General features: G+C 61.8%; 13 protein-coding genes and 1 tRNA gene. 8 read left to right on the top strand and 6 right to left on the bottom strand.

Going from position 1 to position 14,263, the window contains the following annotated elements:
* Positions 1-10 precede the first annotated feature (10 nt).
* Both murJ and rpsT read left to right on the top strand, forming a co-directional pair.
* The gene (gene murJ, locus VDP79_RS09300) at positions 11-1,567 is read left to right on the top strand and encodes a murein biosynthesis integral membrane protein MurJ (protein WP_323017932.1); all 1,557 of its coding nucleotides are present in this window, start codon (positions 11-13) and stop codon (positions 1,565-1,567) included.
* Positions 1,568-1,637: 70 nt separating this feature from the next.
* A complete protein-coding gene (rpsT, locus tag VDP79_RS09295) occupies positions 1,638-1,901 on the top strand; it encodes a 30S ribosomal protein S20 (RefSeq protein ID WP_323017931.1) in 264 nt (87 codons plus the stop codon).
* A 68-nt stretch (positions 1,902-1,969) separates the two neighbouring features.
* Here rpsT and argF read toward each other — a convergent pair whose 3' ends face one another.
* Positions 1,970-2,911, bottom strand: coding sequence for an ornithine carbamoyltransferase (argF, locus tag VDP79_RS09290; protein ID WP_323017930.1), 942 nt, complete (start codon positions 2,909-2,911; stop codon positions 1,970-1,972).
* A 131-nt stretch (positions 2,912-3,042) separates the two neighbouring features.
* On the opposite strand from argF, the gene VDP79_RS09285 reads away from it, so the two are divergent.
* Positions 3,043-3,360, top strand: a complete 318-nt coding sequence (locus VDP79_RS09285; protein ID WP_323017929.1) for a DUF3579 domain-containing protein — start codon at positions 3,043-3,045, stop codon at positions 3,358-3,360.
* A gap of 117 nt (positions 3,361-3,477) precedes the next feature.
* Here the strand turns inward: VDP79_RS09285 and argG are convergent, their stop codons facing one another.
* Positions 3,478-4,821 carry an argininosuccinate synthase gene (gene argG / locus VDP79_RS09280; RefSeq protein ID WP_323017928.1) on the bottom strand — a complete coding sequence of 448 codons (1,344 nt, stop codon included), beginning with the start codon at positions 4,819-4,821 and terminating at the stop codon, positions 3,478-3,480.
* Between the two features lie 175 nt (positions 4,822-4,996).
* On the opposite strand from argG, the gene VDP79_RS09275 reads away from it, so the two are divergent.
* A tRNA-Ala gene (locus tag VDP79_RS09275) sits at positions 4,997-5,072 on the top strand.
* Between the two features lie 157 nt (positions 5,073-5,229).
* On the opposite strand, the gene VDP79_RS09270 is transcribed toward VDP79_RS09275, so the two are convergent.
* Positions 5,230-5,826 (bottom strand): TMEM175 family protein, encoded by a 597-nt coding sequence (locus VDP79_RS09270; protein WP_323017927.1) that lies wholly within the window; start codon positions 5,824-5,826, stop codon positions 5,230-5,232.
* A 185-nt stretch (positions 5,827-6,011) separates the two neighbouring features.
* On the opposite strand from VDP79_RS09270, the gene VDP79_RS09265 reads away from it, so the two are divergent.
* The 4 genes from VDP79_RS09265 to VDP79_RS09250 all read left to right on the top strand — a co-directional run bounded on the left by VDP79_RS09265 (position 6,012) and on the right by VDP79_RS09250 (position 12,458).
* The gene (locus VDP79_RS09265; protein ID WP_323017926.1) at positions 6,012-7,574 is read left to right on the top strand and encodes a methyl-accepting chemotaxis protein; all 1,563 of its coding nucleotides are present in this window, start codon (positions 6,012-6,014) and stop codon (positions 7,572-7,574) included.
* Between the two features lie 107 nt (positions 7,575-7,681).
* The gene (locus VDP79_RS09260; RefSeq protein WP_323017925.1) at positions 7,682-9,739 is read left to right on the top strand and encodes a methyl-accepting chemotaxis protein; all 2,058 of its coding nucleotides are present in this window, start codon (positions 7,682-7,684) and stop codon (positions 9,737-9,739) included.
* Between the two features lie 204 nt (positions 9,740-9,943).
* A complete protein-coding gene (locus tag VDP79_RS09255) occupies positions 9,944-11,365 on the top strand; it encodes a methyl-accepting chemotaxis protein (RefSeq protein ID WP_323017924.1) in 1,422 nt (473 codons plus the stop codon).
* Between the two features lie 154 nt (positions 11,366-11,519).
* Complete coding sequence (locus VDP79_RS09250) at positions 11,520-12,458, top strand: PIG-L family deacetylase (RefSeq protein WP_323017923.1); 939 nt, start codon at positions 11,520-11,522, stop codon at positions 12,456-12,458.
* 48 nt (positions 12,459-12,506) lie between these two features.
* Here VDP79_RS09250 and trmD read toward each other — a convergent pair whose 3' ends face one another.
* The 3 genes from trmD to rpsP are packed head-to-tail and all read right to left on the bottom strand — an operon-like array spanning position 12,507 to position 14,237.
* On the bottom strand, positions 12,507-13,316 hold the full coding sequence (gene trmD / locus VDP79_RS09245; RefSeq protein ID WP_323017922.1) for a tRNA (guanosine(37)-N1)-methyltransferase TrmD: 810 nt from the start codon (positions 13,314-13,316) through the stop codon (positions 12,507-12,509).
* A 15-nt stretch (positions 13,317-13,331) separates the two neighbouring features.
* A complete protein-coding gene (gene rimM / locus VDP79_RS09240) occupies positions 13,332-13,955 on the bottom strand; it encodes a ribosome maturation factor RimM (protein WP_323017921.1) in 624 nt (207 codons plus the stop codon).
* A gap of 21 nt (positions 13,956-13,976) precedes the next feature.
* Positions 13,977-14,237: a 30S ribosomal protein S16 gene (gene rpsP, locus VDP79_RS09235; RefSeq protein ID WP_323017920.1), complete on the bottom strand. Its 261-nt coding sequence runs from the start codon at positions 14,235-14,237 to the stop codon at positions 13,977-13,979.
* Positions 14,238-14,263 lie beyond the last annotated feature (26 nt).

Raw genomic sequence — 14,263 nt, 5'->3', positions numbered from 1 at the left:
CAACTGTTTCATGAGTCTGCTTCGCTCGGCGGCTACGATCAGCGGCCTGACCTTGTTTTCCCGCGTGACCGGCATGCTGCGCGATGTGCTCATTGCGAGCGTGTTCGGCGCCGGGCCGCTGACCGATGCCTTCTGGGTGGCCTTTCGCATCCCCAATCTGCTGCGCCGCCTGTTTGCCGAGGGCGCTTTTTCCCAGGCCTTCGTGCCCATCCTGGGGGAAATCCGTCAACGCGGCGACCATGACAGCCTGCGCCGCCTGCTGGATCGCGTCGCCCTGCTGCTGTTCATTTCCCTGTGCGGCGTCACACTCGCGGGGATCCTGGGGGCATCCTGGGTTGTCACCGCCATGGCCAGCGGCATGCGCACCGCTGCACGCGCCCACGAATTCCAGGAAGCCATCTGGATGACGCAGCTGATGTTCCCCTACATCATCTGCATGTCGCTGGTGGCTTTCGCCTCGGGCGTACTCAACACTTTCAGCCGTTTCGCCGTCCCGGCCTTCACGCCGGTGCTGCTGAACCTATCGATGATCGCCGCCAGCCTGCTGCTGACCCGCTACCTGGATCAACCTATCCACGCCCTGGCCATCGGGGTGGTGATCGGCGGCGTCCTGCAACTGGCGGTGCAATGGATCGCCCTGGGCCGCCTGGGCATGCTGCCGCGCTACGGCGACGGGCTGCGGGCCGCCTGGCAAGATCCCACCGTACGACGTATCCTGCGACAGATGCTGCCCGCTACCCTGGGCGTGTCCGTCGCGCAACTGTCCTTGCTGATCAACACCAATATCGCCACCTGGCTGGCGCCCGGCAGCGTCACCTGGCTGTCCTTTGCCGACCGGCTGATGGAATTTCCCACAGCCCTGCTGGGCGTGGCCCTGGGCACGGTGCTGCTGCCCAGCCTGTCCGCCGCCCATGCCCGCGACGATCACCGCGCCTATAACGCCTTGCTGGACTGGGGTCTGCGCCTGGTGCTGCTGCTGGGTCTGCCGGCAGCCCTGGGCATGGCATTGCTATCCGACGGCTTGGTCGCCACGCTGTTCAATTATGGCGCCTTTTCCGCCACCGACGTGGCGCAGACGCGGCTGGCCGTCACGGCGTATGCCGCCGGGCTGCTGGGCCTGCTGGCCATCAAGATCCTGGCCCCTGGTTTTTACGCCAAGCAGGACATCCGCACACCGGTGCGCATTGCCATCGCCGTACTGGTCTTTACCCAGCTGATGAATCTGATCCTGGTACCCTGGCTGGCCCACGCAGGGCTGGCGCTGTCCATCGGCCTGGGCGCAAGCGCCAATGCGCTATGCCTGGTGGTGCTGCTGCGCCGACGCGGCCTGTACACCCCTTTGCCCGGCTGGACGGGCTTTGCCCTGAAACTGCTGCCGGCCCTGGGCGCCCTGGCGCTGGTGCTGGGCTGGGCTGACCGGCATCTGGACTGGGTCGCCTTGGGCGCCCAGCCAGCTGCTCGAATCGCCTGGCTGCTGAGCGTACTGATGCTAGCCGTCCTGGCTTACTTCAGCACCTTGTTTTTATTCGGTTTTCGGCCAAGAGACTTTACACGTCGGCAGTCGTAGGATACACTTACCGTCTTTGCTTTTGCAGTCCAAGCAACCGTTTCTATTTACGCAAACCAGATAACACTTTATGGCCAATTCCGCACAAGCCCGTAAACGCGCCCGCCAGGCCGTTGCCCAGAACAAACACAACGCCAGCATTCGTTCGATGCTGCGCACCGCCATCAAGCGCGTGCGCCAGGCCATCGACTCGGGTGACAAGGCTGCTGCCAACGAAGTCTTCCGCAAAGCCAGCAGCGTGATCGATCGCGTTGCCGACAAACAGATCATTCACAAGAACAAGGCCGCTCGTCATAAAAGCCGCCTGTCGGCCGCCATCAAGGCGCTTGCCTGACCGAAGAAACGCGCAGCTTGGACTGTTCGCAAAAAAGGACGCCGCATCGGCGTCCTTTTTTTATCGGCTTAAACGCCCTGGCGCCCCAGCAACAGGAATTCCATCAGCGCCTTTTGCACGTGCAGGCGGTTCTCGGCCTCGTCCCAGACCACGCTTTGCGCCCCATCGATCACATCGCCCGTGACCTCTTCTCCACGGTGGGCAGGCAGACAGTGCATGAACAGCGCATCCGGCTGCGCAACAGCCATCATCTGAGCATCGACGCACCAATCGGCAAACGCCAGGCGACGGGCCTCGTTTTCAGCCTCGTAGCCCATGCTGGTCCAGACGTCGGTCGTCACCAGATCAGCGCCTTGACAGGCTTCCAGGGGATCATCGAATTCCCGCAGCACGGACGCGGGCTGCTGCCCTACCCGTACGGGGTCCAGGCGGTATCCGGCCGGCGCCGACACGTGCAGCGTGAAGCCCAGCAATTCAGCCGCCTGCAGCCACGTATAGGACATATTGTTGGCATCCCCGATCCAGGCGACGGTCTTGCCACGAATCGGTCCGCGATGTTCCACGAACGTCAGGATATCGGCCAGAATCTGGCAGGGATGGAATTCATTGGTCAGGCCATTGATGACCGGCACCCGCGAATGCGCGGCGAAGCGTTCAATGCGGGTCTGTTCGAATGTGCGGATCATCACCAGATCCACCATGCGCGAAATCACGCGAGCCGTGTCCTCGATGGGTTCCGACCGCCCCAGCTGCGAGCCCTCTGTCGTCAGATAGATGACAGACCCGCCCAACTGGTACATGCCCGCCTCGAACGATACCCGGGTGCGGGTGCTGGCCTTTTCGAACACCATGGCCAGATTGCGGTCATGCAGCGTGTGATGGGGCAGATATCGCTTGAATTTGTCCTTGATCAGGCGCGCCCGGTCGATCACATACTGGATTTCGTCCTCGGAAAAATCGCGCAACTGCAAGAAATGCCGCAAAGGCCCGGGGGGATTGGCTGCAGACATGGGAAACCCTATGCAAAGGGACCATCTTACCGTGCGCCCGCCGGACGCGCAAAACGCCGATCGGATACAATGCGCGGCGTAGGGGATGTTGCGCACCTGGCCGCCAGGCGTGTCCCGTCTTTGGAACCCACATGAATCTCCCAGTCCAGCATTTGATCATCCACGGCAAGACCTTGGATGGCCAGCGATTCCGTCCCAGCGATTGGGCAGAACGACTGGCCGGCGTGCTGTCCCAATTCCGCCCCGCAGGATCGGTTCACAACCCCCTGTCCTATTCCCCCTACGCCACGCCGCGCACCCTGGAAGGCACCCCCTGCGTGCTCATCGACCACCGGCTGCGCCAGCTGGAACCCCTGGCCTGGAAATTCGCCTGCGATTTCGCCGAGAGCAACCATCTGCAGACCAGCGACACATCCACCCCGATCGACGACCCGGACACGCCTGCATAAGCCGCAAGGCGCCTGGCGATCACCCTAAAAAGAAACACCGGCTGCAACGCCGGTGTTTTCGATATGCGGCCATGGATTGACCCACGGCGGCGGGGTACGCCCCGCCGCCTGCCATGATCATTTTTCCGCCGTGTCCTGCCGGATCTGCGGAATGTCCGACTGTCCGGTTTTCGTCAGCAGGCCAACCTGGGTATAGGTGAACAACTTTGCGCGCGTATCGACAATATCCAGATTGCGCATCGTCAACTGGCCGATGCGGTCCAGCGGCGAGAACATGGATTCACCCTTTTCCATGGTCAGGCGGTCGGGATGATAGGTCAGATTCGGCGAACGGGTATCCAGGATCGAATAATCATTGCCCCGGCGCAGTTCCAGCGCGACTTCGCCGGTAACGGCTCGTGCGATCCAGCGCTGAGCGGTTTCGCGCAGCATGATGGCCTGCGGATCGAACCAGCGGCCCTGATACAGCAGACGGCCCAGACGCAAGCCGTTGATGCGGTACTGCTCGATGGTGTCTTCGTTGTGGATACCCGTCACCAGGCGCTCGTAGGCGATATGCAGCAGCGCCATGCCCGGCGCTTCATAGATACCGCGGCTCTTGGCCTCGATGATGCGGTTTTCGATCTGATCGCTCATGCCCAGGCCGTGACGCCCGCCGATGCGATTGGCTTCCAGCATCAGTTCCACCGGGTCGGCATATTCCACGCCGTTCAAGGCCACCGGACGGCCTTCGTCAAACCGCACGGTGACTTCTTCGGCCTTGACGTCGATTTCCGGCTTCCAGAACGCCACCCCCATGATGGGCTCGACGATGCGGATGCCGGAACTCAGGTGTTCAAGATCCTTGGCCTCGTGTGTGGCGCCCAGCATGTTCGAATCCGTGGAATAGGCTTTTTCGGCCGACATCTTGTAGTCGAAACCGTTTTCCTGCAGATACTGGGACATTTCGGCACGACCGCCCAGCTCGTCGATGAACAGCTGATCCAGCCAGGGCTTGTAGATCTTCAGGTCAGGATTGGTCAACAGACCATAGCGGTAAAAGCGCTCGATATCGTTGCCCTTGAAGGTGCTGCCGTCACCCCAGATATGCACCTCGTCTTCGCGCATGGCCGACACCAGCATGGTGCCCGTCACCGCACGGCCGATGGGCGTGGTATTGAAATACGTGACACCGCCGGTAGAAATGTGAAAGGCGTTGCACTGCAGCGCAGCAATGCCCTCGGCGACCAACTGGGCGCGGCAATCCACCAGCCGAGCGCCCTGGGCGCCATAACGCAGGGCCTTGCGGGGGATTTCGTCGTAATCCGGCTCGTCAGGCTGCCCCAGATTGGCCGTGTAGGAAAACGGCACCGCGCCCTTGTTTTTCATCCACAACAGCGCAGCGCTGGTATCCAGGCCGCCTGAAAAGGCGATGCCGACCTTCTGCCCGACCGGCAGGTTTTCTAGAATGGTTGTGCTCATGGGGATCCGAATTAGCCAGAAATGAAATCAATCCAGCATTATATCGTCGCCCCCAGGCAAACCGCCCACACACTCGGCGCCCTTGCCCCGAACGGCCCTGCCGGGCCTGCATACCCAAACACAGGAGCGAACCACCCACAAACAGGATATTTCTATGCTAGAATTTCTGTCTTTCGGGGCCATAGCTCAGCTGGGAGAGCGCGTCGTTCGCAATGACGAGGTCGGGAGTTCGATCCTCCCTGGCTCCACCAAAATACCCTGGCCGCCTGATTTATCAGGCGGCCTTTTTCGTCCGTCTTTTGCGTTGGTAGCGGAATTGGCAGCCCCATCCCAATGCCAAGCTGAACCCATCTATCTACGCCCGCAGCGGCATCTCCTCCCTGGGCTGACCCCCACCACAGCCCCCCTCTATCGCATCACGGCCCGCTCGAACCGCCGATCCGGAATGAACCAGATGGCAGCCACGACGGCATACAACGCGCACGACAGATAAGGCTGCCAGGACACCACGGCCAGGGCCGCCAGATACAGCACCGCTGAAATCTTGCCTTTGGTATCCCGCCCCACAGCCTTGGCCAACAAAGAATCCCGTCCATTGAAACGCACGATCTCGTGCTGCAGCAAAAAAAATCCGCACGCGGCCATCAGCAGCACAAATCCATATAGGGCCACCGGGACAGTGGCGAATTCCGTTTCGCTCATCCAGGCGGTGGCAAAGGGAATCAGCGTCATCCAGAACAGCCAATACAAATTGGCCCACAGAATGCGCCCCCGGATGCCTTCCGTCACCCGCATCAGATGATGGTGATTGTTCCAATAGATACCGATGTAGATGAAGCTCAGGATATAGCTCAGGGCCACCGGCCATTGGGCCGCCAGCGCCCGCCACGCGGGCGCGTGGGGTGGTTTGAGCTCCAGCACCATGATGGTCAGGGCGACCGCCATGACGCCATCCGTAAAGGCCTCCAGGCGGCTGGAATCCATCTGATGCGCATTCGTTGCCATGAAAGTGCCTTTTCCGATGCCCAAGCACTGTATTTTTAGCACGCCCGAGCGCTGGACACATCTGCGACACCCTGGGTCGGGGTTTACCCCCGTTACCCGCATGGATATTGGCGAAAAGTATCTTTTCGGACAAAATGTTCCCAGAACTTTCGCAATATCTGCAACTACCGTAAAAGGGCTCTCTCATGCGTACGCTGAAAATCGCCACCCGACTGACGCTGGGCTTCAGTCTGATCATCGTACTGTTGCTGGTCACCGCCTCCATCAGCATCTGGCGCATGCAAGGCAGCAGCACCCTCACGGCCGACATCACCGACTCGCTGCTGAAGTCCGAGCGGCTGATCGCCGAATGGGAAAAGAACACTGCCATGAACGCCTTGCGCACCACTACGGTCTCCAAGACCGATAACGAGGAGCTCAGCGATCAGATCAAAAAAGACATGAAAGCCACCAGCGCACGCATCTCCGAACTGCAAAAACAGGTCGATGCCAGCATCCAGGATCCGGAAACCCGCAAGCTATTCGATGTCGTGCAGCAAAAGCGCTCGGAATACACCGGCGCGCGGGCGGCAGCCATCAAAAACCAGGAATCGGGCAATGAAGCCGCCGCCAAACAATTCTACGACCACGACATGGCCAACTACCTGAGCGCCTATGTCGGCAGCGTCAGCAATCTGCTGGCCTATCAGAAAGACCTGATCGACCGCAATACCCAGGAATTGCACGATAACAACCGCACCGGCATGCTGCTGGTGGCGCTCGCCACTTCGCTGGCCCTGCTGCTGGGGCTGCTGTTCGCCTGGCAGGTCACACGATCCATCACCGGGCCGCTGCGCGCCACCGTCGCACTGGCCCGCTCCGTGGCCGACCGGGACCTCAGCCAGCAGATCCAGCCCCAGGGCAAGGACGAAATCACGGCGCTGGAACAAGCCCTGGAACACATGTCGCAGGGGCTGAAACACACCGTCAGCGAACTGCGCAGCGGCGCCACTTCCATCGCCACGGCCGCCGCCCAGATCACCAGCGGCAATCTGGACTTGTCCTCGCGCACCGAGGAACAAGCCAGCTCCCTGACCGAAACGGCCGCTACCATGGAACAGATCACCGCTACGGTGCGCCAGAATGCCGACAACACCCAACAGGCCAACCACCTGGCGGCATCCGCCACGCAAACGGCAACCAGCGGGGGAGCGTTGGTGGCTGAACTGGTCAACACCATGGGCGCCATCCATACCCAGTCGCAGCAAGTCGCCGATATCATCGGCGTGATCGACTCCATCGCCTTTCAGACCAATATCCTGGCCCTGAACGCTGCCGTAGAGGCCGCCCGCGCCGGCGAACAAGGCCGCGGATTCGCCGTCGTCGCCGCCGAGGTCCGGGCGCTGGCGCAGCGATCCGCCTCCGCCGCCCGGGAAATCAAAGCGCTGATCGACACCTCGGTCGCTGCCATTACCACCGGCAATCAGCAGGCCAGCAATGCCGGCGCATCGATGCAGGACATCATCAGCGCCATCGTGCGCGTCACCGACATCATGAGCGAAATCAGCGCCGCCAACCGTGAACAGACCAGCGGCATCGAGGAAATCAATTCCGCCATCACGCAGATGGACGACGTCACCCGCCAAAACGCCAGTCTGGTCGAAGAATCCGCCGCAGCAGCAGCCAGTCTGCAGAAACAAGCCGATACCCTGGCGGGTCTGGTGTCGACCTTCAAACTCAGTGGCACGGCTCTGGCTCTCGCTGCTTGATCTAAAGCAAATCCACCCGGCGACGATTCCCGTACGATGCTGATGGCTACCCGCTCCACCTCCTGGAGCGGGCCAGACGCCATAGCCATCAACCTTCCGGAATCAAGATGACGACGTCCATCGCCTCGACCCATGCGATCCCAGCCAGCCCGCTTGACGCCTATCTGAACCGTCTACGCTTGTGGCAGAAATTCTCCATTCTTGCCGCCATCGGCGCCATGCTGGTCGCCCTGCCGCTATTGCTTTACCTGAATGAATCCGGCCGGATCATCCAGGCCACGGAACTCGAAACCGCGGGCCTGACGCCTTTGCGCCAGAACCTGAAAGCCCTGCGGCTGACCCAACAGCATCGGGGCCTGTCCGCCCTGGTCCTGAACGGTGACTCAGCCGCCCAGGCAAAACGCCAGGCCAAGCAGGACGAAACCGATCAGGCGCTGGATGCCCTGGATCTGGCCCTGCAACAAGACAGCGCCCAGGATCCGGCTCTGGCGAGTTTATGGCAGGATACCCGCAGCAACTGGGATCGCCTGAAAACCGGAATAGGCCAAGGCGGATTATCCGCTGGTGACAGCTTTGCCGACCACACCCGCCTGAACGCGCAGCTGCTGCGCCTGGAATCCCTGCTGCTGCAACACTATGGACTGCGTTTCGATCCCGACGCTCAGGGCTACTATCTGATCGACGCAGCCCTGGAACAGACCCCCATGCTGACGGAACTATTCGGTCAGACACGGGCCCTGGGGGCCAGCCTGCTGACCCGGCGGGCAGCCAATGCCGAAGAACGGATCGAAATCCGTGTCTTGCTGGACCGCGCCCAGGAACACTATGACAGTCTGAACAACGCCCTGGATAATGCCGCCCGCCTGGATCCGCGCCTGAAAACCGCGCTGGACGCTCCCGGCCGGGCGGCCCTGGACTCTGCCGGCAGCGCCATCGCACTGGCCCAGAACCAACTGATCAAGGCCCAGACCCTGGACTTCTCCGCAGCAGATTACTTCGCGACGTTCACCACCGCCGTGGACGCGCAATTCCAACTGAACGAAGCTGCACTGACTCAGCTCGATCAACTGCTGGCCGCCCGCGCCGAGCGCCTGATCTACACCCGCTACCTCCTGGGAGGCGGCATTCTATTGCTGTGCCTGATCGCTGCCTGGATCAATTGGCGGATTACCCGGGCGCTGCTGCGCCAGCTGGGCGGAGAACCGGATTACGCCGCGTCCATCCTGCACCACATCGCCGCCGGCGATCTGGCCGTGCCGATCAGGCTGCGCCCTCATGACAAGTCCAGCCTGCTGTTTGCCATGCACGACATGCGCATCCAGTTGGCCGCCATCGTTGGCAACGTGCGCAGCGGCGCCAATGCCATCGCCACGGCTTCAGCCCAGATTTCCGCCGGCAACCTGGACCTATCCGCCCGCACCGAACAACAGGCCAGTTCCCTGACGGAGACCGCCGCCACCACAGAACAGATCACGGCCACCGTCCGCCAGAATGCCGACAATGCCCAACAAGCCAACGGACTGGCGGCGGCGGCGGCCCAGACAGCCGGTAACGGCGGCGCACTGGTCGCGCAGCTGGTGGACACCATGCAGGACATCAATCAGCGATCCGCCCAGGTCGCTGACATCATCAATGTCATCGACTCCATTGCCTTCCAAACCAACATCCTGGCGTTGAACGCGGCGGTCGAAGCCGCCCGCGCCGGCGAGCAAGGCCGAGGCTTTGCCGTAGTGGCCGCCGAAGTCCGCGCACTGGCTCAACGCAGCGCCGGCGCCGCCAAGGAAATCAAAAACCTGATCGACACATCTGTCCAGGCGACTGCCCGAGGCAATGAACAGGCCGCCCTGGCTGGCGCGACCATGCAGGACATCGTCGAGGGCGTGCAGCGCGTCACCGACATCATGGGTGAAATCAGCGAAGCCAGCCGCGAACAGGCCACCGGCATCGAGGAAATCAATACGGCAATCACGCAGATGGATGATGTCACGCAGCAAAACGCCAGCCTGGTGGAAGAATCCGTCGCCGCCGCCACCAGTCTGAAAGACCAGGCGGACACTCTGGCCCGGATCGTGGCTGTCTTTCAGCTGGATGCCGACCATCCAGCCTCGCAATCAGCGCCAAACCGCTATCCTCCCGCCTTGGGATTTCAGACGAAAATCGCGTAACAAGACCAGATCAATCACTACATTTGTTGTATATCCGCACGCTTTCTCTGTTAACTTCCGGCATCAGTACAAGGGTTTACCCTTAGTTTAGATATACTGTTCTATATCTCAAACAATTGTTTGAAATGAGCCCGCCCGACCAGCCTGAGGTCAGCGGGCTCTTTATATGCCAGGACCACCCCTTACGCCCGGACCCCTCCCGCCATGCACCAAGCCCCCCGCCCCTCATCTCCCACCCCTGATGCCAGCACGCGCCACGCCGACCGCATCATGTTGCCGCTGATCTGGGTGCTGTTCATCACAGCGCTGGGGCTGGCCAATTGGTATGACACCTGGGGAATCGCGCTGGGAATCGGCCTGCCGCTGGCTGTCATCCCCACCGCCCTGATTTTCTGGCTGCCGGGACAGCGCATCACCCGCATAACGGTCGCCGTGTCCTTCATGCTGTTTTGCGCTCTGCATATCCATCAAGCCATGGGGACGATCGAACTGCATTTCGGTATTTTCGTCCTGCTGGCCGTGCTGCTGTGCTACCGCGACTGGACCGTCATCCTGACGGCGGCCGTGGTCGTCGCCCTGCACCACCTCAGCTTCAATACGCTGCAGGAAATGGGCTATCCCACCTATTGCTTCACCCAGCCGGGTTTAGGCCGGGTCCTCTCGCACGCGGCTTACGTCGTCGTCGAATCCATTTTTCTGTGCTACATCGCCCATTGGATGCAACGTGATGCCCGCCAAGCCGCTGAACTGACACAACTGGTCGGCAGCATCACCCGCAACGGCCACATTCATCTGGACGTCGGCGACGCAGCACCACGCAGCCCGGCAGCCATGACCCTGCATCAAGTGCTGCAGGCTATCGCCGGGGCCGTCTCCCAGGTACATGGACATGCCGTCACCATCGACCACGTGCTGGAACGCCTGCGCAACGACAATGAAGCTGTCAGTTCGGGCGCCCATCATCAGGCTGAAGCCATTGGCCAATCGGTCCTGGCGCTGCAGACACTCTCGGATGCCCTGAACGACGATCTGCAACAGGCCCAAGCGGCCGAGCAGCACGCCAATCAGACCAGCGGGCTGGCACAAGAAGGCAGCCAAGCCATGGCGCAATCCGTGCAGAGCATGCGCGAGATGAGCCAGCTTTCACAACGGATTTCCGATATCACCACGCTGATCGACGGCATCGCCTTTCAGACCAATATCCTGGCGTTGAACGCGTCGGTCGAGGCGGCCCGGGCCGGCGAGCATGGCCGCGGCTTTGCAGTCGTCGCCGACGAAGTACGCACCTTGGCGCAACGCAGCGCCGATGCCTCCCACCAGATCCGCGAACTGACTCAGGCCTCGGCCCGTCAAGTGACCGAAGGCACTGCCCTGATCGAGCGCAGCGGCGCCACGATGGGGCGGCTGGCCACCGGCGTACAGGCCCTGTCCCAGACGCTCACACAGTTTCTGCAGGCCAACCGCGCCCAGGCTGAGCAGATTGCAGAACTCGAACGATCCATGACCCAGGTCCAGAATATCGCCGACACGACGCTGAACCGCGCCCAGGACACGGAAGACCTGGTGCAACGCCTGGATCACGGCGCCCGGCAACTGAACAGCGCCGTGGGCCTGATCACGGTGTAGCATCCGCCCCACAAAGGCAAAAATAGCAACGCTCCACCCAAAGCCTCAGGCGTAGAATGGCGACGCCATGAGTCTGTCATTTTCCTTCCGGATGCGACAAAAAAATCCCTGCGGATGGGGGCTTATACTGCTCGTCTGCATCGGACTCTGCGGGATGACAGCTCAGGCCGCGCTGGCGGCCGTTTCCATAGCCACTCTTCTACCCTCGCCGCCACCCGCCGGCCAGCACGCGGCGCCCCTGCCGGCCTGCTGGCGCGGCACAGTCCTGACCTTTGTTGCGCATACCGACGACGACCTGCTGTTCATGAACCCCGATCAATACAATGCCATCCGCCAGGGGCAATGCATGCGAGTGGTGTACCTGACGGCTGGGGATCGCGGCGAAGGCCAGCCCTATCTGCAGGCCCGGGAACGCGGCATCATGGCCGCTTATGCCCGAATGGCCAGGGTGGCCAATCGCTGGCGCAACGACGGCTGGTCAGTGGGCGGGCACACTATTGTCAGACATACTTTGCTGGCCGCCCCCCGAGTGCAATTGCTCATGCTGCGCATCCCGGATCCCTGGCTGGGCCCAGGCTGGGGCAGCCTGACTCCTCTGAGCCGCCTCGAATCCGTATCCCGGACCAACGTCCAGTCCTACGCGCCCTATCGCGAAACCTATACCCGCAGCAGTCTGGTGGCATGGCTCTCCAGCGTGATCCAAGCCGTCCAGCCCAGCACCATCCGCCTGATGGATGCATCCATCGCCACGGCCTACACCCAACTATGCTGGCACTGCCCGGGGCACGATCACCCCGATCACATCGCTGGCGCCAAACTGGTCCGCGAAGCCATGCGGCAGACCCCTGGGCCTTATCTTGCCCAAGCCTACCTGGGCTACCCCAGCCAGGAAAGACCCGCCAACCTGACGGCGATTGAACGCGCGTTCAAAACGGCGACTTTTCTGCGCTACATGGTGGATGATCCGCACTACTGCCCGCCACAGACCCCCTGCTCTCGCCCCAAGGGTCCGGAAACCGCCTGGGTCTGGCGACAATACCGGATCGGGCCGGACGGACAGCCGCTGACGCCTGTGCAACAGGCGCGCCAATAGATAAGACACATCGAGCAGCCCGACTGAGCACGCTCTCGGATAGTGTGACTACTGCGCAGACTCCGTCCGATCACTGCTGTCCGTCAATAATGAAGCGTCCTTCAGGACCGCCTCATCCCGAGGACTCAGCCCTCCTGTGCGACGAGCCTGCTCGATCAGGTCCGGGCGCCGGGCTGCCGTCAGGGTCAGGGACTGCTGACGCCTCCAAGCGGCAATCCGGACATGATGGCCGGACAGGAGCGTCTCGGGCGTCGTGACGCCGTCCCAAACTTCAGGGCGCGTATAGTGCGGACTGTCCAGCAACCCCGTCAGCGCCGGATTGAAAGAATCCTGCTGCGCCGATTCTGCATCGTGCAACACGCCAGGCAACAGGCGCACGACGCTGTCGATCAGCACCATGGCGCCCAATTCCCCGCCCGACAACACGAAGTCTCCCAGAGACACCTCCAGGTCGACATAACGATCGATAAAGCGCTGATCGATGCCCTCATAGCGCCCGCACACCAGAATCGCCCCTGCCCCGCCAGCCCAACGGCTGGCCAGCGCCTGATGGTGCGTCTGTCCCACCGGAGACAGCAACACCACAGGGGCCTCCTGGCCTACGGCGTCCGCGCCCACCTGCTGACGGGCCGCGCGTACCGCCTGTACGGCCTGCGCCAGGGGTTCCGCCATCATGACCATGCCCGGGCCGCCGCCAAATGGCCGGTCGTCCACCGTGCGATGCACATCATGGGTGAAATCGCGGGGATTCCAGGTATGCAAGGCCCACAGGCCGCGCTGATGCGCCCGTCCGCAGACGCCCTGGTCACGGACAGCGGCAAACATCTCGGGAAACAGAGTAATCAGATCAAAACGCATGGACGAGGCTGAATGTCAGAAATCAGCAGGCCAGTCGCTGTCGATACGGCGGCCGGGCACATCGACCTGCTGCACATGCGCCGCCACAAAAGGCACCAATACCTGGACCGGCCGGCCCTTGGCATCCTGCCGTGCCTGGAACACCCCGGTCTGATCCGGTGCGCCGCAGGCGATCTGCAGTATCGCATGAGCGCCATTGTCCACGACCTGATCGACCTGCCCCAGCAGCACGGACGCGCCGGATTCGGCTTGCCCATAGAAATCGCAGCCGATCAGATCTATCCAGTAGTACTCGTCGGCGGCGGCAACGGGGAAAGCCGTACGCGGCACCCAGATCGTGCAAGCACGCAGGGATTCCGCCGTGTCCCGGTCATCAATGCCAGCCAACTGGGCCAACAGCCACTGGTCGGTCTGCCGGCGACATGCCTGCACCTGCATACGGCGCAGACATGGCAAAGCGCCGGGTTCCAGAATGGAATCCGGCGCCTTCAGCCACCAGACCGGTGCACCCAGCAGGGCTTCGGCCTGGGGAGAATAAGGCTGTATTTTCAGCCCGCCACGCACCCCATGCGCCATTGCCACCCGGCCGACTTCGACCAGATCATCGGGAACGGCAGCATCGGGGCAGACATCCACCATCACAAGCCAAGCGCCTGAAAATCAGGCGGCAGCAGCGACTTTGGCGGAGTATTCCTTGACCAGACGATCAACCGTGCTGGACAGCTGAGCGCCATTGGACACCCAATGCTGGACGCGATCCAGAGACAGACGCAGGTTTTCCTGCGTTTCGCCCCCCAACGGGTTGTAGAAACCCACGCGTTCAATGAAACGGCCATCGCGGCGATTGCGCGAATCAGCAGCAACGACATTGTAGAAGGGACGCTTCTTCGAGCCGCCGCGGGCCAGACGAATCACAACCATTGATAATCCTTTGATAAACCGATGTA

The organism is Castellaniella sp., assembly GCF_034675905.1.
Classification (GTDB): domain Bacteria; phylum Pseudomonadota; class Gammaproteobacteria; order Burkholderiales; family Burkholderiaceae_B; genus Castellaniella.
Note: the sequence above shows the minus strand (reverse complement) of the source record. Positions and strands in the feature narration are given on the sequence as shown.